The following is a 22,397-nucleotide window of genomic DNA, read 5'->3' on the forward strand; positions in this document are numbered from 1 at the left end:
ACAACTTGGAAAGAGCTGGCTATTACGCTGTGTTGTTTTCCTTGAACTCGAATCAATGACAACGCTCTGAATCCTGCATCTTGAAGTCACTTGGGTATAATGTCATTCGTTTGCGCTTTGACTATCTCTATCATCAATTTTCTCTTCGATCTGTTTCATTAATTGCGCTAATTGTAGTTTATCGAAGTTGTTGGAATTTGGAACCTGATAGGAATCTGTGGCGGTGTAGAGCATCAAGCAGTTATTACTGAAAGGTTCTTTCTCAATTTGAACCTTGCTGATTTCATTCAATGGAATACGAAAGTACACTGTAGAATCTTGATGGTACTTCAAACTGTTAGAAGCGGGCTCAATGCTGATCGATTTTGGCGTAAACCACTTACGCTTAGATAGATGTAATACGTACAGCAATAGAATAAATACAGCCAATCCTGCCCCTATTAACCATAGGTAACCGCCTATATAAGCAAAGTAGGTGAGTGATAGAAACCAAATGCTGAATAAGAACGGATTGTTCTTTGGTAGGTTTTGTGAGGTCTCATGAATGATCACTTCGAATTTCCTCGCTGCTTATGTTTGACAGTTTACGCAGAGCTTGTGTAAGCGGCTGAGATTTCACTTCAATTAAAATCAGGTTTATTAGCCCACCAACGGAGATAGCCGCAAGGACCGCGCTGATACCACTTCCTTTGGTTACTAAGCCATACAGACCTGTAATCAGCATAAGGATAAACGTCGCGATTTGGATGGTTAAATGGCGCTGAACCAAATAGTGACCAGTTTGGTAGTCCTTAATAACGTAAACGTATTGCCCAAAGCTACCGAGTTCTACTTTGACCTTTCGATCTAGCGCATGACAGCGGAACCCTTGTTGATTGAGAGATTTTGCGAGGCTTTCCATGCCAATGACTCCATGTTCTATCTAGTTATCTTTTGCACATCATAATGTCACGATGAGAGCCGCTTAGTTTCGCTGAACAACAAATCTAAGAGGCAAGTCCCACCGTATACTCAGTGCTTTCTTTAGTTTGCGGAACGCTTTCAGGTTTAGTTATTCGCATCAAATCCGCATTGAACTGCGCGAGGGGTAGTGCGATTTTTTTTGTGCACAATTCACACTGTAAATTACACGAGTCGGAAGAGAGGTATCCGTTCTCTCTCACCTGTCGGAATCAAGACGCTCTTTAATGCCGAATGTAAAAAATACACAGTGACAATTACTTATGCGTAGTATCTCATAGTATTACATACATAGGCGTTATTGTTCATAATTTGATACAAAAGTTGAGGTCTGACCAAGGTCTCAGTTTTCAGGCACGTGTGCGGAATTTTTTGGATGTGGGGCACAAAAAACTAAAGGGGCTTTTTAATTGTGGAATTATTTTGAACAAAATATGTCAATTGTCAGTAGCACAGAAAATCAGGGAGAAGAGAAATGCCGGATATTTATTGCTCAGTTTGTAGAAGATCAACGCAGCATAAAGTGATCATGAAGCGTTGTGAACCAGAGCATATCGCCACGCTAACTGGCAAAGTCGTCAGTTTTACTCAGTTGATGGCAAAGTTTGTATCGGGTGAGCATTACTACGAGATGGAACCGCAGTACTACTGCCGTTGTTGTAACCATCGCGCTATTGGTGAAGTGGTTCAGCATCCAGCGCGACAGACATCAGCAATTATGTAATTGACGCTTACGCAGCAAGATCTTTTTCTGTTGCGAATGGCAATCCGTCGATCATAACTGGCCAGCCGTAAGACGCATATTCAGACGCCAGAGACTTTGCGACTTCGTGTGAGACGGTCGTGTACGTCCATTCTCCAACGCCAAATGGTTTGTACGCGAGTTGTAGGGTTAACATTGCTTTCTCCTTAATATTTTTACCTATTATTGCCTTATCATTTGGCTCATTTCTTTTCTCTGCAGCTCATGTTTTTCTCTTCAAAGTTCATCATTCCATTATTTTGTTAACAAAATTATCTGATTAATAAAGTCGCCAATATTGGTGTGTTGATTTATAAATTATGCAGATAAATGTTTTTATTTTTTGACTATTTGATGAATTTTTGTGCTGGGCAAACGTTAAATGTATGCAGGTTTCACACGTTGTTGATATCACTATTTGCAAACTGAATAGTTACTATTACTCTGATGACTCCTGAGTTGTTACAAGGATGTGGTTAATGAGTTACCAATTAGACAGAATTGATTTGCAAATTTTGAGAGTGCTGCATTCTCGTGGGCGAATTCCGGTCGTAGAACTGGCAAAGCAGGTTAACTTAACCACATCACCATGCTCTGAGCGTGTCAAACGGTTAGAGAAAGAAGGCTACATAAATGGTTATCATGCCGAGCTCAATGCGGAGAAGCTTGGGTTGGATGTGCAGGTCTTCATCCATATTCGCTTAGATCAAACCAGCTTTTCGATTTTTGAGAAGTTTGCTAAAGCGGTAGAGTTAATGCCTGAAATAGAAGAGTGCTATTCGCTGTCAGGTGACTTCGATACCATGATCAAAGTGCGAGTGAAGAACATGAAGGCTTACCAAGAGTTTATGTCGAGTAAGCTTGGGACGTTGCCTGGTGTGATACAAACTCGTAGTGAAGTGGTCATTGAAGAACACAAGACGGGCTTTGGGGTGAACCCCGAGCTGCTTGGTTAAATTGCACAAAGTGTGCGAAACACAGATACAAAAAAGGAGCCAATTGGGCTCCTTTTGAGTTCTTAATGCGAGTTAATCAGCATTAGTGATTAGATGGCACTTAGGCACTGACGAAAGTTGTCAGTACGCCGATCAGACCACCAAATACCCCACCCCAAACGACGAGCCAGCCAAGATGTTCTTTAATCATCTTCTGTACGATCTCTTTTACCAGCGCTGGCGTCAATTCACTTAGGCGCTGATCGATGATGCTTTCAATATTCTGTTTGATTTCATCCATCATTGCTGGTGACTCTAACTGCTCTTTGAGTGCTTCTTTGATGCTGTCGCTCTTGCTCAGTTCGATGATGGACTCTTGCATCTTCTCAACAAATGGCTGACGCATTGGTTGTAGCGCTTCTGCGCCACCAAACATTGCGAGCATGCCGCCAAATTGAGAACCTTCAATGACTTCCACTAGAGAATCAAAGGCTGGGTTTAAGTCGACTTTCTCGATCACTGGTTCTAGGTTGATGTTTACGCCGCCAGCCATTTCCTTGTTTAGGAAACGATCGATGTTCGCTTCGGTAAAGAATTGCTCCATCATCAAGTTTTTGATTGCCAATTTAAACTCTTCGAAACGAGCTGGAATGACACCTGAACCGTACAAGCCGGGTATTTTTTCAAACAGCATGTGAATCGCTAACCAGTTGGTGATAGCGCCAGAAAAAGCGAATAGACCCGCGAACCAAAGGTAATCATTTTGAATGTGGTATCCCGCGCCCATCATGGCGATCGCGAGGATATTAGTCAGCAAACTTTTGTTCATAGTGACCGATTATGTATGAATTGATGAAGTAATAAGTGGGCATGATTCTATACCTAACTGGTAGAGAGATGCTAGGTTGAGCTTGATTGGGTCTGCTTTTAGGCGGGATGAAATAGGTTAGCGCTAAAAAAACAAAACCCGACATTCACTGCCGGGTCACTGCTTTTTCTTAGAAATTCTAAGTGTACTTTTATTGTGTTTTTAGAAGCGGAAGACCTTACAACAAAGTTGGCATTTCCAGCGCTCTGAGTAGCCGAATAATTTGTCTGCCCAACTTGGTTTTACTTGTACGATCTGCATTGAACCACATTTACACATAAGCTAATTACCTTATTATTAGATTAATAACTAAGCCATCAATTGAGTATAGCTGTTTCTCAAAAAGTGAAATTACAAATGAATCCAGCTTGCTACTCTGCGTTGTGTCCACTACTAACGATTACGCAACGGGACGCCATACTACCAGAAAAAGTGTGACTTTCACCCACAAAATTGTTTTATATCTGAGAAAATAAGTGATCACCATCACTATTTGTGTGGGGTGTCTTCTTGGGAAAGCGGCTCGACATAGCAAAATCGAATGAAAAAACGGCGCTTATTGCGCCGTTTTAGTTTGGTGATTTACTGCAATTTAAGAACGTTAACCCTCGAGCTCTTCCCCAAGGAAGCCACCTGTTTGGTGCGCCCAAAGCTGAGCGTAAATGCCGTTGTTGGCAATAAGCTCTTTGTGTGTGCCTTGTTCGACGATGTTGCCTTTATCAAGCACAATCAAGCGATCCATTTGCGCAATGGTCGACAAACGGTGCGCGATGGCGATAACGGTTTTGCCTTGCATCAGCTCGTTCAAGCTTTCTTGAATGGCGGCTTCAACTTCTGAATCCAGTGCTGAAGTCGCTTCATCAAGTACCAGCAAAGGTGCGTCTTTTAGCAGTACGCGTGAAATCGCAATACGCTGGCGTTGACCACCAGACAGCTTCACACCACGCTCACCGACTTGTGCGTCGTAACCCACGTTGCCGAACGGGTCGGTTAGGGTTTCGATAAACTCGTGTGCGTGCGCTTGCTTAGTCGCTTTAATCAGGTCTTCTTCAGTCGCATCTGGGTTGCCATACAAGATATTGTCGCGGATTGAGCGGTGTAGCAAAGACGTATCTTGCGTCACCATACCAATATTCGAGCGTAGCGAGTCTTGCGTGACGCTCGAGATTTCCTGCCCATCAATCTTGATGCAACCTTCCTCTACATCGTGGAAGCGCAATAGCAAGTTCACTAAGGTGGATTTACCCGCGCCAGATCGTCCAACTAAGCCCACTTTCTCACCCGGTTTGATATTAAGGTCGAGGTTGTTTATCACGCCCTTTTTCTCACCATAATGGAAGCTCACGTTATCGAAGTGGATGCCGCCTTGAGAAACTTGCAGATCTTTCGCATCGGCTTTGTCTTTGATGTCGATAGGTTTAGATAGCGTCTTCATGCCATCTACGACAGTACCCAAGTTTTCGAATAGGGCACCGACTTCCCACATGATCCACATCGACATACCATTGATACGCAGGGCTAAGCTGATAGCAATTGCAATGGCACCAACGCTAATCGCGCTATCCAACCACAAGTAAATCGATAGCGCAGCCACCGAGAACACCAATAGATAATTGGAAATCTCTACTGCTACATCGAAGCCGGTCACCAAGCGCATTTGGCGATACACAGTATTCAAGAAGCCTTTCATGCCTTCTTCGGCGTACTCGGTCTCTCGTTTACTGTGCGAGAACAGCTTCACAGTTTGAATGTTGGTATAGCTGTCGACAATGCGCCCTGTCATGGTGGAGCGTGCATCGGCTTGCTCAGTCGCCACGGCCTTTAGTTTCGGAACAAAGTGGATCTGAATGGCGATGTACGCCAGTAGCCACACCAACATTGGGATCATCAAACGCCAATCAGCGGCGGCTAACATCACGATGATGCTGGTGAAGTAAACTAAGACGTAGACGAACACATCCATCGTCTTCATGACGGTTTCTCGCACCGCCAGAGAGGTTTGCATCACCTTGGTGGCGACACGTCCTGCAAAATCATCCTGATAGAAGTTCAGGCTTTGATTTAGCAAGTAACGGTGCGCAAGCCAACGTACCGACATTGGGTAGTTACCCAGCAGGGTTTGGTGAATCAGCAGTGAGTAAACCACCACCAAAATCGGCATGACAATCAGCAATAAAGAGCCGTAGAAAATAAGGTCTGCTTTGTTGTCTTGCAAAAAGGTTTCTGGATTGCTGGTGGATAGCCAATCAACCAACTGACCCATGGCACCAAACAGAGATACTTCTACGATCGCCACAATCGTCGACATGATCGACATGATGATCAGCGGTTTCTCAAAGCCGCGCGTGTAATGGCGCAAGAAGGCGTAAATCCCAGTTGGGGGTTGGTCAGGCTGTGATTTGGGGAACGGCTCGGTAAAGCCTTCAAATCGTTTAAACATAACTCATCCTAAAGTTAAAGCATTGCCACGTCAGAGGGTGAATCCGTCAATTCTTCTTGCCTTGGACGAGGCAGAAATCCTGAACGTGGAGATAAGACATATTGTGGTCTGCTAGCCAGAAAAGCAGACGTATTTGCGTATGTGTGAGAGGCGAAAAAATAGTCTAACCGATTGCCTTTTAAATGTAACTAGTTGGTTATAAAGAATTCGCTAGTGCATTATTCTTGAGATGACCATTCATGCGTCACAAAACAGTAAATCGACAAAGTGACAATAAAAAGTCGGGTTAATCCGGTCTTATACCAAAATATTTACTTTTGGTTGATGGATTTATTATTAAAAACAGCAAAACCGCGGTTAACAATAAATTTACAATCTCATCATTCTAGTGAAAAGGAATGTATTGGATGCTATTACACGAATCAGTGCCTCAGAATGCACATGGAAAAGAAGAAAGCACGCAAAGTGCTCTGCGTCATACCGCAAATTGCGTTGTGATGGTGCCACCTAAAGAGTTTCGTTTTAACGAAGAAACTGCGCAAGACAACGAGTTTCAACACCAAGTTTCTCTGACTCAAGAAGAAGTCTCACGTAACACCATGGCTGAATTTTCCGCGATGGTTGAAACCTTGCGTAAAGAAGGCGTGCAAGTCGTTGAGTTTGATTACCCTCAATCAGAAATTGCCACGCCAGATGCGGTTTTCCCTAATAACTGGTTTAGCACTACCCCAGAAGGCACTTTGTATACCTTCCCGATGGCATGTGAAAACCGTCAGCATGAAGTTCGTCCGGATGCGTTGGTCGCTGCATTAGCGCACGCAGGTCGTGAAGTGCATCAACAAGACTCACTGATTGAATATCTGGATGAAGAAGCCTACCTAGAAAGCACGGGCGTAATGGTGTTCGATCACTTCAACAAAACCGTTTATGCCGCGCTCTCACAACGTTGCGATCGTCTGGTTTTAGAAGATTACGCCAAGCGCATTGGTTATGATCGCGTGATTTCTTTTCAAACCCGTTTGCCTTCTGGTGCTCCGATTTACCACACTAACGTGATGATGGCTGTGGGTGAGCAGTTTTGCGTGATTTGTGATGAAGTGATCCCTGAGTTTGAACGCCGCTTTGTGCTTAAATCGTTGGCGAAAGACAAGCAGGTTATCTCGATTTCACTTGAGCAGATGAACCAGTTCTGCGGCAACATCCTTCAACTGGAAACGGTACGCGGCGATAAGGTCATTGCTATGTCTCAATCGGCTTACGATGCGTTCTCACCAGCACAAAGAAATCAATTAGCGACACACGGTAAGTTGCTGCCATTCGACGTTTCTACCATCGAATCGATTGGCGGTGGCTCTGTACGCTGTATGTTAGGCGAAGTGTTCCTACCAAGCCGCAAAGCCGTGCTATAGACCGCCCCTGAATTTCCCCCAAAAAGCACCATGTTGAAAGATGTGGTGCTTTTTTATTGATGGGCTCCAGCGGATTTACGACATTACCTTGTGTAGAGCGGCATTGGCGAGTGAAGTCGTTTTATGCACTCTGGCAATAAAAAGCTCGGCACATGCTAACGCATCACTTGCTGCGCTGTGGTTGTAGTAAGCAGGGAATCCAAGGTTCTCCCTGAGGTCATCAAGCTGAAAGCTGGCAGGGCTATGGGCAAGGTTTGATGATAAGAATCGTCGTTCGAGCTCCATTGTATCGATAAAGTAAAAGGGAAGTTTAACGATGCCAAACTTTTTGCTGAGGTAGCGTGACAGGAAGCCTTTCTCAATGAATGCTCCATGAGCTAATACCACTTTTCCTGCCAAGGTTTCAAAGAGTTTATTCATCGCTGCATCGATAGTAAGCCCTTGGCTGAGGTGCTTGGGGGTTAATTGGTTCACGCTGGCACTTTTAGCGGTGATGTATTGCCCGTGTGAAATAAAAAGCTCGTCAACGGTCGACAGTTCGATCTGTTGAAAACTGAATGGCACTAAACCAATAGACAAAATCTGGTCGTGTTTAAAATCGAGTCCACTTGTCTCGAAGTCAATAGCGACATATTTAAGCTGTTGAAGTGGTGACGTGACAGAGGGTAATGGAGTGCTGAGATAGGTTCCCCAACCGCCAACCCATTCACCTTGCTCTTCGATATGTTGTCGAAGTGTCTCGATGTTCTCCAAGTGGAACTTGTGTTTTAGACTCGTCAACATGGCTTATTGGTTTCCCTTTACAAACCTGAGCTTTGCGACGTCTTGCAAATTACCGATGATTTTAAACGCTTCTTTGAGGTGCTTTCTTTCAAAACTGCTGAATTGATCGGGTGCGATGTGGTTATCGGGTATATGCCCGTTTTGTATAGCATGCAACTGATGGCGGAAGCGAACTTGGCTAATGAATCGCAGCGCTTCAATAATGCTCTCGCAGGCATCTTCAGAAATGGCTTTATGAGTCATAGCATAACGAAATCGCTCCTCTGTGCCAGCAAGCTTGCATCCTACCGAGAGGCTGAAAATTCGCGCTAAATCTACGATGAGATTCAAGGCGTACTTTTTGATGTTTAAGGTATTGCTGTGCTCCCCACCTTTCTCTACCACCAAGTTATTAAAGATGCTCAGTGGTGGTGAAATGTTAATGGCATCTCGCGTCAAGCATGGCAAGAAGCTCGAGTTGTGTTGAATACAATCGTTGAGGTGATCTTGTAACTCCTCGACTAACTCATAAGAGCCATAGATGGCGCGTGTCTCTAGGAACACACTGATATTCAATAACTGATTGTACTCCGGGCTAGAAACCCATTTATTGTAATAGTGTTTCCAACGTTGCAAAGGCTGACACCACTGAGGAGATGCCGCCATATATTTACCATCGCAAAGTGGGTAGCCACAAGCCGCTAGGGCGTTGCAAACTCGCATCGCAAGGTGGGCAAAGTACAGTTGGTGCTCTTGGAATTTGTCATCTTCAACGACGATGGCATTGTCTTGGTCAGATAAGAGATGCACTTCATTACGCGCATGAGAACCAGCCACCATCCAAGCATACTTACAAGGCGCAGGACCAAGTACCTTTTCCGTTAGTTCAATGATTCTGCGAGTAAACGCATCCATGATCATCGACATGATTTTGCCTTGTAGGTTTGAGGAGGTGCCGTTTTCAACTAGCGCCTGAAAAATCGAATCTTTCTCGTCGCGCAGCTTGGCAAGAGCTTCGATAGAATCAGCGTAGCGAATCTTCTCAATCAAAAACAACGATTGGGTACGGTGGTTGTGTACTAAGTGGGTGGTCGTAAGCAGTCCGCAGACTTGCCCTTTTGATATGACAGGCAGGCTCCGGATATTGTGCTCTAGCATGAGTGAAATGGCTTCAATGATCCGCTCGTCTTCATCGATCACGGTTACAGGAGAGGTCATGATTTGGTGAACTGGCGTCGTGAGTGGGAGCCCTTTCGCCACCACTTTCATAGTCATGTCTCGATCGGTAATGACTCCCACCAATTCACCGCTTTTTTCTACGACGGCACAAGAGCTTTTAGGACGAGAACACATTCGTTCTGCTACGTCTTGGATTGGGGTGAGATAGTCCACAGACGTAATGTTTTCACTCGCGATGTCTTTTACAGTTCTGAAGAATAAACTTTTGTTTTCCTTGTGTTGCGAGTGATTGACAGCACTGTTTAGACGTTTTGGTGCTTGTGGATCAAAGCAATCTGTCGTTGCGCTTGCGCTGCTCATCACCTTACGCACAGCTTCGTAGGGGATGGAGTAAAGCAAGGTGCTGTCTAGTGCGTAGACCTGATAACGTTGTGATTGAAGGGAAGAATCTTGAAAGAAGGTAAACCCAAACTGGTCATTTTCTCCCAATCGAGCCAACAAACCTCCTGTCGAGTCTTTTTGCTCAATTGCACCTGAGCGAATGAAGTACAAGTGCGCCGACTGACTTAGAGTTTCTTCGTCTATAGTTTCTCCCTTCGCGAGGTAACGCACCACTACGAGTTCGGCGAGCTGCTCAACGATCTCTGTGGGGAGCTTATCAAAAGGGTCGAGCTTCTCTAAGAAGTGCAGGATATTGAGTGTTGCGGAGGTTTTCATAAGGACAGCTTCTGGTTGTTATAGGAGGCTCGACTTGAGCCTCCTGTCGATATTATTAAGTGACATCGCCTTTCGGCTTTACCTCGAATTCATCGGTTACTTAGCATGGCGTAAATTCAACTGTGCATCGAACAGTGATGCTGGTTCAACCGCCGTACCGATAGACTCCAAATGTGCTTGCTTAAGGCTTTCATCGGGTACTTCGGAGTAGTTCGCAGTGCCGTTTTCGATCATGGTATTGATGTACTTGGCTTGTGGTGCGACAGAGAATTCTGAGCCCGTCATCCCGATGATGTAAGGCATAATCACACGACCGTAAATGCCATCATCCTTCATAAACATAAATTCATTTGCGCTTACGCCAGTGTTGACAGGATTCCAGAAAGTGAGCCCTTTTAGATGGTTTGGTTGGTTGCCAGAACTCGCGCCCCAGCGACCATAAATCCATCCGCCCTTCATGTTATCGAATAGGTTGTGCATGGACTGCTCACCGTGCAAATCAATAGAGGAGTCAGCGGCGTATTGGCTGTTTTTGTACACATTGGCAATCGAGTATTTCGATACGCCAGGCGCATGCCAAGCGTGAGAGTTGTCGGTAATGTTTTCAATTAAGTTGTAGTTGCCGTACATGATAGTGAAAGCAAGGTGTCCCGGCGTTCCGGACAGCGTGACGTCATCAACCGTCACATTGTAGGTATTCCATAGCACGCCTCCTTGGTTGAAATCGCGTAGTTCAATGTTTCTTACCCAGCTGTCATGAACTCGATTAAGTGCTAACAAGCTATAACCACTGTCGTGCAAGGCACTTTCATGATGGACAAATTCTTCGTGCCAGTTGCCAGAAATCGTCATGTTCTCAATCCCGACGTTTTCATAAGAGGTGACTTTTTTCACTTGCCAGGTATCGGCTTGCTCGAGCGTATGTGCAACTGGGGTAGAGAATGTCAGAACATTGCCATCAATAGCTGCAATGGTATGTTTCTCGCGTTTATCGAGCCCTTTAACCAGATTTGCCCAAACTGGCGTGTCTGGTGCTGAGGCTTTGTACTCGATGAGGTACGGTGAGATTGCATCGTTGATTGCTGGCTCGCGTTGAATCAAAGCAGAAATTTGAACACTGTCGCCTACAGAAAAACCTGCACTACTGTCTACCTGAACAGAAAAGCTTGAGCCGCCTTCAAGCGTTTGTGAAAGCTCAATAGTTGCGGCTGTGGTTTCGGTGTCGCTTCTTGCTCCGAGTTGAAACATGTGTGGCGTCGTCCATTTTTTGGATGGATTTTCTGGCTGCAAATAGGTGTCCATTTTGAGCACGGTTTTACCAACGCCATCGCCTTTCACCACAACATTATCCAGATCGACGAAAATCGGCTGCTTGTTCTTAATATCATCCACGTTATCTGGATCGATGAGGGCATCATCTGCGGCATTATTGATGATGTAAGTGCCTTCAGGAAAATAAAGCACAGCGATTTTTGACTCAGCGGGATTCGTCGTACGGCTTTGTTTCATCGCTTCAATAGTGGCTTTTATCGCAGCTTTATCGCTGATTGAATCATTCGGTATTGCCCCAAAATCTTGGACATTAAACACATGGTATAGAGCATCCGTTTCTGTTGGGGCGGGTGCCGGTAATGGCGTATCGCTGAATTTATAACCAGCAAAGGAGTAGTCTTGAAGAATGCGCTCTTCAGTTAGTGTTGTTGAGGTATCCAACAGACCTGATGCTGAATCTCGGCTGGCAACAAAATCCGTCCAGTATTGGCTGGTGTTTTCGACACTCGACTCGCTATTACAAGCGACAAGCAGCAAAGCGACAGAGAGAGTTCCTATTTTGTATCTCATGGAATCATTTCCTTGTTATTGGGGGTACACGTTTTTTATGCGTTGTTTTAATGCTGGAATGGCGTGCTGGTAGAAAGCGCGCAATCCTGAGCAGAGGTAATTTTGCGGAGAAGATTCTTTGTTTGAACGCACCCTGTCTTTAGGGCAACCGCCAAAACAGAACTTAAGGTATGGGCATTGCTGGCATTGTTGAGAAAGTGAGTGGGTCTTATCGAGACCAAAAGATTGTTGTTTTGGGTCGCATGCCATTTGCGCCAAGTGTGTATTTTTGACATTACCTAAGCGGTGGCTATCTTCGATGTAGTGATCGCAACTGTAGACGGAGCCTTCCTGCATTATCGCAAGAGCACGACCACAATATTGGCTTGTCACACAGGATGAAGAGGGATGATTCAGTAGAACGGCGAGGCAGTCCTCAACGGTTGGAATGTAAACCTGACCAATATCGTTTTTCAGCCATTCATCAAAGACGGTTGTCATGAATTCGCCCCAACCTTGTGGGGAAACAGAATAAGGTTCTTTAGTGGTGACAAGGCATGAAGAGCGCATTTCTAGCTCGGCTTTATCCACGATCGGGATAAATTGCATTTGTTTGGTTTTCACTTCATCACGCAGGAAGCGATAAATCTCTAGTGCAGAGTGTGTGCTTTGTTGAGTCACACAAGTGAGGGTCGCAAAAGGGATGTGGTATTTATGAAGCAAAGCCGCCGCATTGAGCACCTTTTTATGTGTGCCTCTACCTGAGCGTGTGTGGCGATAATGATCATGAACCTCTTGGGTTCCGTCGATGCTTAACCCGACGAAGAAACGATGAGTTTTAAGAAACTTACACCACGGCTTGTTGAGCAACATTCCATTGGTTTGCAAATCGTTATGAATGGTTTTACCAAGTGGATTGTGTTTTTTTTGCAGCTTGATGATGGTTTCAAAGTAGTCGAGACCGAGCAGTGTTGGTTCACCACCTTGCCAACTGAAAACCACTTGATCGGTGGGTTGAGCTTCAATGTATTGCTTAATGTAAAGCTCTAAGGTTTCGAGCGGCATTGGGTTCGCAGTCACTTCTTTCAGCGTTTTTTCACGACCGAGAAAATAGCAATAGTCACACTGAATATTGCAGGTAGATCCTGTCGGCTTTGCCATGATGTGAAAAGGGTAAGATGACTGCATTCCGCGTTTCCTTTATTTCTAGACTTATTGTTGTTTCACAGAAAAAGACCTGCTCCCGAAGGAGCAGGCTTTGTCTTATTTGAACCAGCCTTCAACTTGAATACCGACTTGGAATTCGGTGTCGTTGTTATCACCGAATGCATGATCGTCTTCATAGTCTTGGAAGTAAGTCGCGAATACGCGCAGTTCAGGGCGAGCCCAGAAGCTCTTAGATGGCGACCAAGTTTGAGCAAGTGTTACCTTGCTAGCTGATTGAGGGGTGTCATCGGCAGTCGTCGCATCGAAGTAGCCTAGCTCGAGTACGGTTTTATTGTTGTCGTCCCAGCTGTATTCAGGGCGAATAACCGCTGAAAAAGTCGTTTGTGTTGTGGTCTGGTTGATCTCGATATCGTCAATTGAAGAGGTCCAGAACAGAGAGTGAGCAAGTACAACGTCGTCGGTCAGTTTCAACAAGCCATAGTTCATTACTCGGTAAGCGGACGCATCTTTTTGCACTTCTGCGAAGTAGTTTTTACCTGCATGGTCGTTAAACAGCGCTTTGGAGAAGCCGTTGGTACCGTATTGGAAAACCGTATTGTTCTTACCCCATTTACCGCCGTAGGTAACCAAGCCAGTAGCCATCACACCATCTTCGGTTTGCAACGTAAATTCATCCGACTCATTTGGCATACCGTAGTCAAGACCGACTTCCAGCTCAGCGTTTTCCCATAGTTTGATGCCTTTATAGCGAATGTCGAAAATGTTGACGTTGAGCTTGTTGTTCTTTGTGCCTGGATCATCAAAGTTTTGGCTTTTACGATCTGAGCGGATGGCAGAGACAGACAGCAGACCGTCACCAACAGGAATGTAATCAATACCGCCACCAGTACCAGACACATTCCAGTAGTAGGTATCAATGATGTGGTTATCGTGACGTTGGTTGTAGCGCTTACCTGCCCATACAGTAGATTCTGGTAGAGAAGGTATCAGTCCTTTCACCGCTACGTTTACTTCTTTGAACATGAAGTCAGTATCGCTGTCATCCATGGCTTCCCAATCGTTTGAACCATCTGACTGGTAAACAAAACGAGATTGGAAATAGACATCGTATTGATCGGTTTTCGCAAGCTGGGTCCCCAAGCCTAAGCCCAGATAAATGTCATCTTCGTTGCCGAGGCGACCAAGTTTCTGTTTGTTGTAAGACACCATCGCACCATTGCTTGAGCTAGAACCTGCACCTGCACGAAAATATCCAGAAAAATCGATATCTTGCGCAGCAACACCTTGGCTGCATAAGGCAATTGATGTCATGAGAAGAGAGGTTTTGATCGTAGAGTGGTTCACATTAATTTCCTTGTTCTATTTATTTTTCAAAGACGAAAGTCACAACAGAAATTAAGTGATTATTTTTTTTATTTGAATGAAGAAAATTGCTGAGGGATGCAAAAAATGAAACTCTATTGATTCATATATTATAAGCGTGATCGCCCTCAATTATTGGCTCTGTGACATTATTCACAAATTGTTACCTAAATAAGGAAAATTACCGAAGTAGTTTCTTTTTTTTCATTTTTGCATGTTTTTACACATTGAATGAAGCTCTCATATCTTCATAAACTGGCTCCAGATAAAAAATACGTGAAATAAAATAATCAACCTGGAACGAGTCGCAATGATAGAACATGCATATCCCTCAAAAAGGTATAAAAGCACTAATTTTGAAGAGCAATTAACAAAGGCTGTTGCTTCAATTAAAAATAATATCCCTCGTATTGGCATTAATAACCCTAAGATCGGCAATGAAGATGGTACATGGCGATACTGTGGTCCTTCAGATTGGGTTTCTTCATTTTGGACGGGTCAGTTGTGGCTTTGCTACCAGCTGACAGGTGATGAGACGTTCAAAAATAGCGCAAATATGCGTAAACCTTATTTTAAAGAATTACTTATCAACCCAAATTGGCATGATCATGATTTAGGTTTTCAATATTCATTAAGTTGCGTTGCTGGTTATATGTTAACCGAAGATGAAGAATATAAATCAATGGGTATAGAAGCTGCTCATAGTTTATATCAACGCTACCGTCGACTTGGTCAATATATTGTTGCATGGAATGAAACTCACATTCTTGGTCCTGAAAAAACTCAGGGAAAAACAATTATCGACTCGCTACAAAATACGGCGCTGCTTTTTTGGGCAGCAAATCAAACCAATAGTGATGTATTAAAAGATGCAGCAATTAATCACTCAAAAACAATGGCTAAGCATATTGTTCGTGATGATTTCTCTACTTTTCATACCTTTAACTTTGATCCGCTGACTCAAACGCCAATTAAAGGTGAAACCTTTCAAGGATATGCAGATGACTCTTGCTGGGCTCGAGGTCAGTCGTGGGCTATTCATGGTTTTGCTCAAACCTACCTTTATACCAAGAATCCTGAGTTTTTGGCGCTTGCGAAAAAGCTAGCGCTGTTTGTCACGCCTTACCTGCAAGATGATGCGGTTCCTGTATGGGATTACCGTTTACCAGAGTCTGAGCACCCATACAAAGACAGTTCGGCGGGGGCTATTACAGCAGCAGGCTTCTTGTTGATTGCGAGCCTTTGTGAGGACGAGCAAGAGCGTGATTTCTTCGAGCAATGGGGCATGCATTTAGTTCAAGGATTGATCGAACAATGCGATCTAACGGCAGACCCTTCTGCTCATGGCTTACTTTCTCAAGGCGCATCGTTTGTCGCAAAAGACATGGCAAACAACATGCTGCCGTACGGTGATTACTACTATCTCGAAGCATTGATGCGTATCTGCGGTCATCAACGCTACTTCTGGTAAGGAAACTGATAATGATTTCTGGATACGATATTAGCGCGATTGTTTTTTATTTTATTTTCATGGTCTTGCTTGGGTTTATTTTCCGTAAGCAAGTTGCCAATACCAGCGATTATTTCCGTGGAGGCGGCAAGATGGTCTGGTGGATGGCGGGCTCTAGTGCCTTTATGACTACGTTCAGTGCTTGGACCTTCACTGGCGCGGCAGGTAAAGCTTACATTGATGGTTTTGCGGTCGTTTGGATTTTTGTTTTTAACATTATCGGCTATCTGATCTGTGCGCGTATTTTCGCCCCTCGTTTTCGACAGCTTAATGTAATTACACCGATGGAAGCGATTCGTCAGCGTTACGGTGCGAAGACAGAGCGTTTCTACACGTTTATCTACATGATCACTGGTCTGATGGGTGGTGCAATTACGCTGTATGCAGTTTCAATTTTCATCTCTGCGGTGATTGGTATCAACATTCAATTGGCTATTGTGATCACAGGTGCAGCCGTTGTTTTCATGACCATTACAGGTGGGGCTTGGGCTGTTGTTTCAAGTGACTTCTTACAGGCACTATTGATTGTTGCCATCAGTGTTGTGACCTTTATTGCGGTGATGAACAACGTAGACAGCGTTACCGATATTACTGATCACTGGCAGGGGGCTGCGCTTTGGACGGGTAATGGCATCCACTACCAAGAAATCTTCCTACTGTGGATTGGCGCTATCTTTATTCAACGTGTCATCGACATGAACAACATTGGTCAGTCAGTTCGCTTCTTGTGCGTGAAGGACTCGGCTCAAGCTCGAAAAGCGGCTTACCTTACCGCACTGTTGTTCGCATTTGGTAGCGTGATGTGGTTTATCCCTCCAATGTGGTCTGCAAGTGCAGATCTTGACCTTGCGGGGATGTACCCACAACTAGGTGCAAAAGCGAATCAAGCGGCTTATCTATCAGCAGTTCAGGTTCTTCTTCCTGCGGGTATGGTGGGGTTAGTGGTTTCGGCAATGTTCGCCGCAACAATGTCGACACTGGATTCACGCATTAACTTTGTTGCTGCATCGTTTGTGAAATCTATCTACAAGCCAATGTTGAACAAAGATGCGACGGAAGAGCAAGAGTTGCGCGCAAGTAAGATTTCGACTGGTGTGATGGGGTTGATTGTCATTGGCTTCGCGCTATTCCTTAACGAATTACGTGGCATCAGTTTGTTCTCCATGATGATCATCTTTGCGGGTCTTGTGAATATTCCGATGATGATCCCTCAAACTCTTGGCATGTTCATCAAACGTGTTCCTGATTGGGCAGGTTGGGCGACCGTTTGTTTCGGTTTCGTGGTTAGCTTAATCAGTAACAATGTCTTTAACGCTCAATGGGTATCAGAAACGATAGGCGTAGCGCTAACAGGACGTGAGCTTGGGGACTTGGGTGTGGTTATTACCCAGTTTATGCACGCCATTATCACGGTTGGCTTCTTCCTTTGCACAGGCTTGTTCTACAAAGCGCCTGAAGGGGAAAGAAAGAGTGCGATCGAACAGTTCTTTACGAATCAAAAGACACCAATTGTCTCGCCAGCAGGCATGGAAGAGTCTGATGTGATGCAGTGTCGAATTTTGGGTCGCTTAACGCTGATCTTTGGTGGCGTCATCACTGCATTCTTCTTAGTTCCGAACGAGCATGCTTATTACTTCTTAATCTGTGGTCTGTTCATCATGACCGTCGGAGGCTTGATTTACTCTCAAAGCCTTGGAAATAAACAAAAAATCGCAAGTGTTACACAATGATAGGTGAAAGAAATATGAACACACGTCAAGGCATTCATAAAGCACACGCAAAAACGCTAGACACTCAACAGTTACGAGAGGAGTTCCTTGTTGAGAGCATCTTCGAGGCTGACAGCTACACCATGACGTACAGTCATATCGACCGCATTCTGTTTGGTGGTGTGATGCCGCAGCAAGAGAAAGTTTCTTTCGATGGTATTGGTAAAGATTTCGGTGTGGATTACTTACTAGAGCGCCGTGAGATGGGCATCATCAACATCGGTGGCTTGGGCTACGTTGACGTTGATGGTGAGGTTTACGAGCTAGAAAACCAACAAGCGTTATACATTGGTAAAGGTGCAAAATCGGTGTCATTTGGCAGTGAAAGCGAAAGTCAGCCTGCGAAATTTTACTACAACAGTGCACCTGCTCATGTTGCGTACCCTACACGTAAAATCACTCAGGCAGATGCGATGCCAGTAACGCTAGGAGATAGTGAAAGCTGTAACGAACGAACCATTTATAAATACATTGTGCCAGATGTGGTTGAGACCTGTCAGCTAGTGATGGGGCTAACCAAACTGGAAGCTGGCAGCCTATGGAACACCATGCCTTGTCACACACATGAACGCCGTATGGAAGTGTACTTGTATTGTGATATCCAGCCGGAGCAAGCTGTGTTCCATATGATGGGTGAACCAACAGAGACTCGCCATATTTTGGTTCACAACGAGCAAGCGATCATCTCACCGAGTTGGTCTATCCACTCTGGCGTGGGGACCAAAAACTACAGCTTTATTTGGGGAATGGTTGGTGAGAACCAAACGTTCGACGACATGGACCACATTAAAACCACCGATCTTCGCTAGGAGCAAAACATGGAATTTAAACTGACAGATAAAGTCGCGATTGTGACAGGTTGTGATACAGGCTTAGGGCAAGGCATGGCTTTAGGGCTAGCCCAAGCGGGGTGTGACATTGTTGGTGTGAATATTGTTGAGCCGACAGAAACCATCGAAAAAATCCAAGCAACAGGTCGCCGATTCATCGATATCCGAGCGAACTTGATGAAAACGGATGACATTAGCTCGATTGTAGATCGTGCTGTGACAGAATTTGGTCGTGTCGATATCTTGGTTAACAATGCAGGCATTATTCGTCGCAATGACGCGTTGGAATTCTCTGAGCAAGATTGGGACGACGTAATGGACATTAACGTTAAGTCGGTGTTCTTCTTGTCTCAAGCGGTTGCGAAACAATTTATCGCACAAGGCACCGGCGGGAAGATCATCAACGTGGCGTCTATGCTCTCTTTCCAAGGCGGTATTCGAGTGCCTTCTTATACAGCATCGAAAAGTGGCGTTATGGGGATTACCCGCTTAATGGCGAACGAGTGGGCAGCACACAACATTAATGTGAATGCGATTGCCCCAGGCTACATGGCGACCAATAATACCGCTGCATTGCGCGCCGATGCAGATCGAAACCAAGCGATCTTAGAGCGTATCCCTGCACAACGTTGGGGTTTGCCTGAAGACTTGGCGGGTCCTGTGATTTTCCTTGCGTCACCAGCGTCTGATTACGTGAACGGTTATACATTAGCTGTCGATGGTGGCTGGCTCGCTCGCTAATCTCGTACTCCCCAAATGCCTGCACTCGCAGGCATTTTCTTTCTGATTTTATTCCCGAGCTTCTTTCGGAATTGTTACGTTACTTTCGGTGTTTTCGATGAAAAAAATAGCCTTGATCGGCGAATGTATGATCGAGCTCAGTGGGCAGCCTTTTGGGCAAATGACTCAGAGCTATGGTGGTGACACATTAAATACTGCGGTTTATCTCAGTCGCCTAAATCCTGATTTAAAGCCAGCCTATATCACGGCGCTAGGTGAAGATTCGATTTCTCAATACATGGCAGAAAAATGGCAAGTAGAAGGGGTTGATACTCAATATGTATTGATTGACCCAGCACATCCAACCGGGCTTTACATGATCCAATTAGATGATGCTGGAGAGCGCAGTTTCGCTTATTGGCGACATCAATCGGCGGCGTCTCAATTACTCAAGCATGAGCAATTTTCAAAGATTGAACAAGCGCTTATGTCCTTTGATTTTCTTTATCTATCGGGCATCTCTCTTGCCATTTTAGATGACGAGGACCGAGCCAAACTTATCTCGATTTTGACAGATGCTCGTCACCGAGGGGCTCGAGTTATTTTCGATAGCAATTATCGTCCGAGTTTATGGAGCAGCAGGCTCGATGCTCAACATTGGTATCAAGCCATCGTCAACATCAGCGATTACTTATTGCTAACCAGTGATGATGAACAGGCACTGTGGGGCGATAAAAGCCTTGAGACCACCATTCAACGACTCAATCAGCAAAGTAAAGCGGTCGTTGTTATCAAGCAAGGAGCGGACGGTTGCAGTGTCGGATCTTTAGCAAACTGGAACAATTCTGTGACCCATCATCCTGCTAGCTCGGTGGAAAAAGTGATTGATACCACCTCAGCTGGTGACTCGTTCAATGCTGGCTTTATTTGGGGAATAAGCGAAGGTTTAGAGCTCGGCACGTCATGTCAAATTGGCAACTTATTGGCTAGCAAAGTCATTCAATATAAAGGTGCCATTGTACCGTCACCAATAACTGATCTATTAAGAGACAAATTGTATGAATAATTTAGGTGCAAAACTTGCGTCTTATAAAGTAATTCCTGTAGTCGCGATTGAGCGCGCTGAAGATGTGCTCTCGTTAGGCAAAGCCTTATCTGACAATGGTTTGAACGTCATTGAAATCACGTTTAGAACCCCAGCTGCGGCGGAGGCTATCGCACTACTGAGCGTTGCTCAGCCTGATATGTATATTGGTGCTGGTACGGTTTTGGATGCAGAGCAAGTCGAGCAAGCGACTCTAGCTGGGGCGTCATTTATTGTAGCGCCGGGCTTTAACCCAGATACTTTGCAAGCGTGTGCTGCCAAAGGCATTCCATTTATTCCAGGCGTTTGTACTCCGAGCGAGTTGGAGCAAGCACGACAGCAAGGCGTTCGTTTAATGAAGTTTTTCCCTGCAGAGGCTGCAGGTGGTGTTGCCATGCTTAAAGCCCTTTCTGGTCCTTATAAAGATGTGCAGTTCATGCCAACTGGCGGGGTGAACGAAGGCAATATCAATCAGTACTTAGCGTTACCAAATACGGTGGCATGTGGTGGTACATGGATGGTGCCCCAATCATTAATTGAAGCCCAAGACTGGGAAGAAATAGGGCGCTTAACGAGAGAAGCCGTGAAGGTGGTTAATCAACAGGAGAAGCAGTAATGGCGGAGACTAAACGCGTTGCCGTTTTATTAGCGGATGGTTTTGAAGAGGCTGAAGCGGTGGTCTTTATTGATATTATGCGCCGACTCAAAATTGAAGTGGACGTATTATCGATACACGATCGCAAACCACTGAGCTCCTATTTCAAAACGTTGATTTCTGCAGACTACTTGCTGTCAGAAAAAAGTGCAGAGCTGTACGATGCGGTGATGATGCCGGGCGGTCCAATGGGCACGGACAATTTGACGTGCAGCAGCAAAGTGATTGAGTTTCTAAAAATACATATCGCAGAAGATAAGTGGATCTGTGCACTGTGTTCATCCGGTGCCAAAGTACTGGCAGCAAACAAGCTTCTAGGGCAGCACCATTACACAACGGGTGGTGGTCTAGAGAAGAACTTTTCTGATGGCGTATATGTTGATCAGCCTGTGGTTGTCGACGCTCCTTTCATCAGTGCGAAAGGGTTAGGGGTGAGCTTTGAGTTTGCTTTTACGGTTGCTGCGAAGCTGTTCCAAGACAACAAAGACGTTGATTGGCAAGCGGATCATATTTATTTCTCAAACTGGCCACTAAACCATTAGTGTCTGTTGACCTTTCGAATAGCCCCTAGTCATCCACGGTTAAGAGCTTAATACTCCACAATACCTTTGCCCATCAGACTTCGTTTGCTTTTGATGGGCAAACACCAAACTGTTTTTTAAACGCGCGACTGAAATGGAAACTGTCGTTGAAGCCGAGTTCGAAAGCGACGCGTTTTACATTGGTTCCGGAGCGTTTGAGCATCATCATGCTCGCGTCGAGTTTCAGCTTCAGGTAGTACTGCTTTGGGGTCACGTTGAGGTATTTTAGGAAGAGTTTTCTTAAGTACTGTTCTGTATAGCCTGCTTCCTGCGCAAACTGCTTTATCGCAATATTCTCACCGATATTTTCACTCATTTTTGCCACGATTTCATGGACCGTTTTTTCTTGACTGGTCATAGATTTCGATTGGTCAATTAAGGTGAGCCATTTATAGAAAACAAACCCAAAGCCTGCGACTGCGGCATTGAGTTTTATCGGTGACTTAGAGGCAATAAGCGCTTTCACTTCCGAAAGAATGCTTGGGTAATCGTCGTTCTTTAATGCGATAGGCTCTTCAAAAGGAATCGGGGTTACGCCCTGCATCAAAAACTCGAACCAGTTTAGATTCCAAACGATTCCATTTGTCCAGTAACTATCGATGTTTCTACTGTCGATGAAGGTCACACTTGGTGCAGAAACCGTGAGAATTTTTCCGCTCTTCATCTTGATGCATCCACTGCCTTGGATGGTGTATACCGCCACAATAGCATTCGGAAGCATAGGCAACATACGGTCTCTTGGCCATTTGATGTGGTAGTTCATGTCGGCATGTACATCCCACATTGAGCGCAGCGTAATGCCACATGAATCTGCAGATTGTTCGATAAGGAGCGGCTGATTTTTCATTGTTTCGCTTTTTACATTCAACAGGGATTTTTACTATGG

The 22,397-nt window shown here is 44.9% G+C and carries 21 protein-coding genes; 10 read left to right on the top strand and 11 right to left on the bottom strand.

The genetic code is table 11. The annotated features are described in order from the left end of the window. Nucleotides 1-102 precede the first annotated feature (102 nt). A complete protein-coding gene (locus MHO32_RS18090) occupies nt 103-552 on the bottom strand; it encodes a hypothetical protein (RefSeq protein WP_009696503.1) in 450 nt (149 codons plus the stop codon). Then, nucleotides 539-901 (bottom strand): hypothetical protein, encoded by a 363-nt coding sequence (locus MHO32_RS18095; protein WP_005449894.1) that lies wholly within the window; start codon nt 899-901, stop codon nt 539-541. Before MHO32_RS18095 ends, MHO32_RS18090 begins: the two co-directional genes overlap by 14 nt. Before the next feature lie 534 nt (nt 902-1,435). Between MHO32_RS18095 and MHO32_RS18100 the strand changes: the two genes are divergently transcribed. Beyond that, a complete protein-coding gene (locus tag MHO32_RS18100; RefSeq protein ID WP_005449896.1) occupies nt 1,436-1,684 on the top strand; it encodes a hypothetical protein in 249 nt (82 codons plus the stop codon). A gap of 7 nt (nt 1,685-1,691) precedes the next feature. On the opposite strand, the gene MHO32_RS18105 is transcribed toward MHO32_RS18100, so the two are convergent. Next, the gene (locus MHO32_RS18105; RefSeq protein ID WP_005449897.1) at nt 1,692-1,859 is read right to left on the bottom strand and encodes a hypothetical protein; all 168 of its coding nucleotides are present in this window, start codon (nt 1,857-1,859) and stop codon (nt 1,692-1,694) included. A gap of 322 nt (nt 1,860-2,181) precedes the next feature. Between MHO32_RS18105 and MHO32_RS18110 the strand changes: the two genes are divergently transcribed. Beyond that, the gene (locus tag MHO32_RS18110; protein ID WP_005449899.1) at nt 2,182-2,658 is read left to right on the top strand and encodes an Lrp/AsnC family transcriptional regulator; all 477 of its coding nucleotides are present in this window, start codon (nt 2,182-2,184) and stop codon (nt 2,656-2,658) included. Nucleotides 2,659-2,758: 100 nt separating this feature from the next. On the opposite strand, the gene MHO32_RS18115 is transcribed toward MHO32_RS18110, so the two are convergent. Then, a complete protein-coding gene (locus tag MHO32_RS18115) occupies nt 2,759-3,466 on the bottom strand; it encodes a DUF445 domain-containing protein (RefSeq protein WP_239213299.1) in 708 nt (235 codons plus the stop codon). Between the two features lie 640 nt (nt 3,467-4,106). Next, the gene (locus MHO32_RS18120) at nt 4,107-5,945 is read right to left on the bottom strand and encodes an ABC transporter ATP-binding protein (RefSeq protein ID WP_239213301.1); all 1,839 of its coding nucleotides are present in this window, start codon (nt 5,943-5,945) and stop codon (nt 4,107-4,109) included. A 407-nt stretch (nt 5,946-6,352) separates the two neighbouring features. Here MHO32_RS18120 and MHO32_RS18125 point away from each other — a divergent pair, with 407 nt between their 5' ends. Then, nucleotides 6,353-7,354, top strand: a complete 1,002-nt coding sequence (locus MHO32_RS18125) for an arginine deiminase-related protein (protein ID WP_239213302.1) — start codon at nt 6,353-6,355, stop codon at nt 7,352-7,354. 75 nt (nt 7,355-7,429) lie between these two features. On the opposite strand, the gene MHO32_RS18130 is transcribed toward MHO32_RS18125, so the two are convergent. The 5 genes from MHO32_RS18130 to MHO32_RS18150 form a co-directional block, all read right to left on the bottom strand. Then, on the bottom strand, nt 7,430-8,137 hold the full coding sequence (locus MHO32_RS18130) for a 3'-5' exonuclease (RefSeq protein ID WP_049535201.1): 708 nt from the start codon (nt 8,135-8,137) through the stop codon (nt 7,430-7,432). A 3-nt stretch (nt 8,138-8,140) separates the two neighbouring features. Beyond that, nucleotides 8,141-10,012, bottom strand: coding sequence for a DUF294 nucleotidyltransferase-like domain-containing protein (locus tag MHO32_RS18135; protein WP_239213303.1), 1,872 nt, complete (start codon nt 10,010-10,012; stop codon nt 8,141-8,143). Between the two features lie 96 nt (nt 10,013-10,108). Beyond that, nucleotides 10,109-11,854 carry a DUF4955 domain-containing protein gene (locus tag MHO32_RS18140; protein ID WP_239213314.1) on the bottom strand — a complete coding sequence of 582 codons (1,746 nt, stop codon included), beginning with the start codon at nt 11,852-11,854 and terminating at the stop codon, nt 10,109-10,111. 15 nt (nt 11,855-11,869) lie between these two features. After that, nucleotides 11,870-13,021: an anaerobic sulfatase maturase gene (locus MHO32_RS18145; RefSeq protein WP_239213316.1), complete on the bottom strand. Its 1,152-nt coding sequence runs from the start codon at nt 13,019-13,021 to the stop codon at nt 11,870-11,872. Between the two features lie 75 nt (nt 13,022-13,096). After that, complete coding sequence (locus MHO32_RS18150) at nt 13,097-14,344, bottom strand: carbohydrate porin (protein ID WP_009696492.1); 1,248 nt, start codon at nt 14,342-14,344, stop codon at nt 13,097-13,099. Between the two features lie 328 nt (nt 14,345-14,672). Between MHO32_RS18150 and MHO32_RS18155 the strand changes: the two genes are divergently transcribed. From MHO32_RS18155 to MHO32_RS18185, 7 genes are all read left to right on the top strand, one after another. After that, on the top strand, nt 14,673-15,833 hold the full coding sequence (locus MHO32_RS18155) for a glycoside hydrolase family 88 protein (protein WP_038897642.1): 1,161 nt from the start codon (nt 14,673-14,675) through the stop codon (nt 15,831-15,833). 11 nt (nt 15,834-15,844) lie between these two features. Then, nucleotides 15,845-17,602 carry a sodium:solute symporter family transporter gene (locus MHO32_RS18160; RefSeq protein ID WP_053052242.1) on the top strand — a complete coding sequence of 586 codons (1,758 nt, stop codon included), beginning with the start codon at nt 15,845-15,847 and terminating at the stop codon, nt 17,600-17,602. A 14-nt stretch (nt 17,603-17,616) separates the two neighbouring features. Further along, nucleotides 17,617-18,450 (top strand): 5-dehydro-4-deoxy-D-glucuronate isomerase, encoded by an 834-nt coding sequence (gene kduI / locus MHO32_RS18165; RefSeq protein WP_005449922.1) that lies wholly within the window; start codon nt 17,617-17,619, stop codon nt 18,448-18,450. A 9-nt stretch (nt 18,451-18,459) separates the two neighbouring features. Continuing rightward, the gene (gene kduD / locus MHO32_RS18170) at nt 18,460-19,212 is read left to right on the top strand and encodes a 2-dehydro-3-deoxy-D-gluconate 5-dehydrogenase KduD (RefSeq protein ID WP_005449923.1); all 753 of its coding nucleotides are present in this window, start codon (nt 18,460-18,462) and stop codon (nt 19,210-19,212) included. Nucleotides 19,213-19,309: 97 nt separating this feature from the next. Then, nucleotides 19,310-20,257 carry a sugar kinase gene (locus MHO32_RS18175; protein WP_239213318.1) on the top strand — a complete coding sequence of 316 codons (948 nt, stop codon included), beginning with the start codon at nt 19,310-19,312 and terminating at the stop codon, nt 20,255-20,257. Next, a complete protein-coding gene (locus MHO32_RS18180) occupies nt 20,250-20,891 on the top strand; it encodes a bifunctional 4-hydroxy-2-oxoglutarate aldolase/2-dehydro-3-deoxy-phosphogluconate aldolase (RefSeq protein ID WP_045406573.1) in 642 nt (213 codons plus the stop codon). Before MHO32_RS18175 ends, MHO32_RS18180 begins: the two co-directional genes overlap by 8 nt. Beyond that, nucleotides 20,891-21,472, top strand: coding sequence for a DJ-1/PfpI family protein (locus MHO32_RS18185; protein ID WP_005449929.1), 582 nt, complete (start codon nt 20,891-20,893; stop codon nt 21,470-21,472). The genes MHO32_RS18180 and MHO32_RS18185 overlap by 1 nt, the downstream gene beginning before the upstream one ends. 73 nt (nt 21,473-21,545) lie before the next feature. Here MHO32_RS18185 and MHO32_RS18190 read toward each other — a convergent pair whose 3' ends face one another. After that, complete coding sequence (locus MHO32_RS18190; protein WP_005449931.1) at nt 21,546-22,358, bottom strand: AraC family transcriptional regulator; 813 nt, start codon at nt 22,356-22,358, stop codon at nt 21,546-21,548. Nucleotides 22,359-22,397 lie beyond the last annotated feature (39 nt).

Source organism: Vibrio sp. MMH1-50 (genome assembly GCF_022347645.1).
Classification (GTDB): domain Bacteria; phylum Pseudomonadota; class Gammaproteobacteria; order Enterobacterales; family Vibrionaceae; genus Vibrio; species Vibrio harveyi.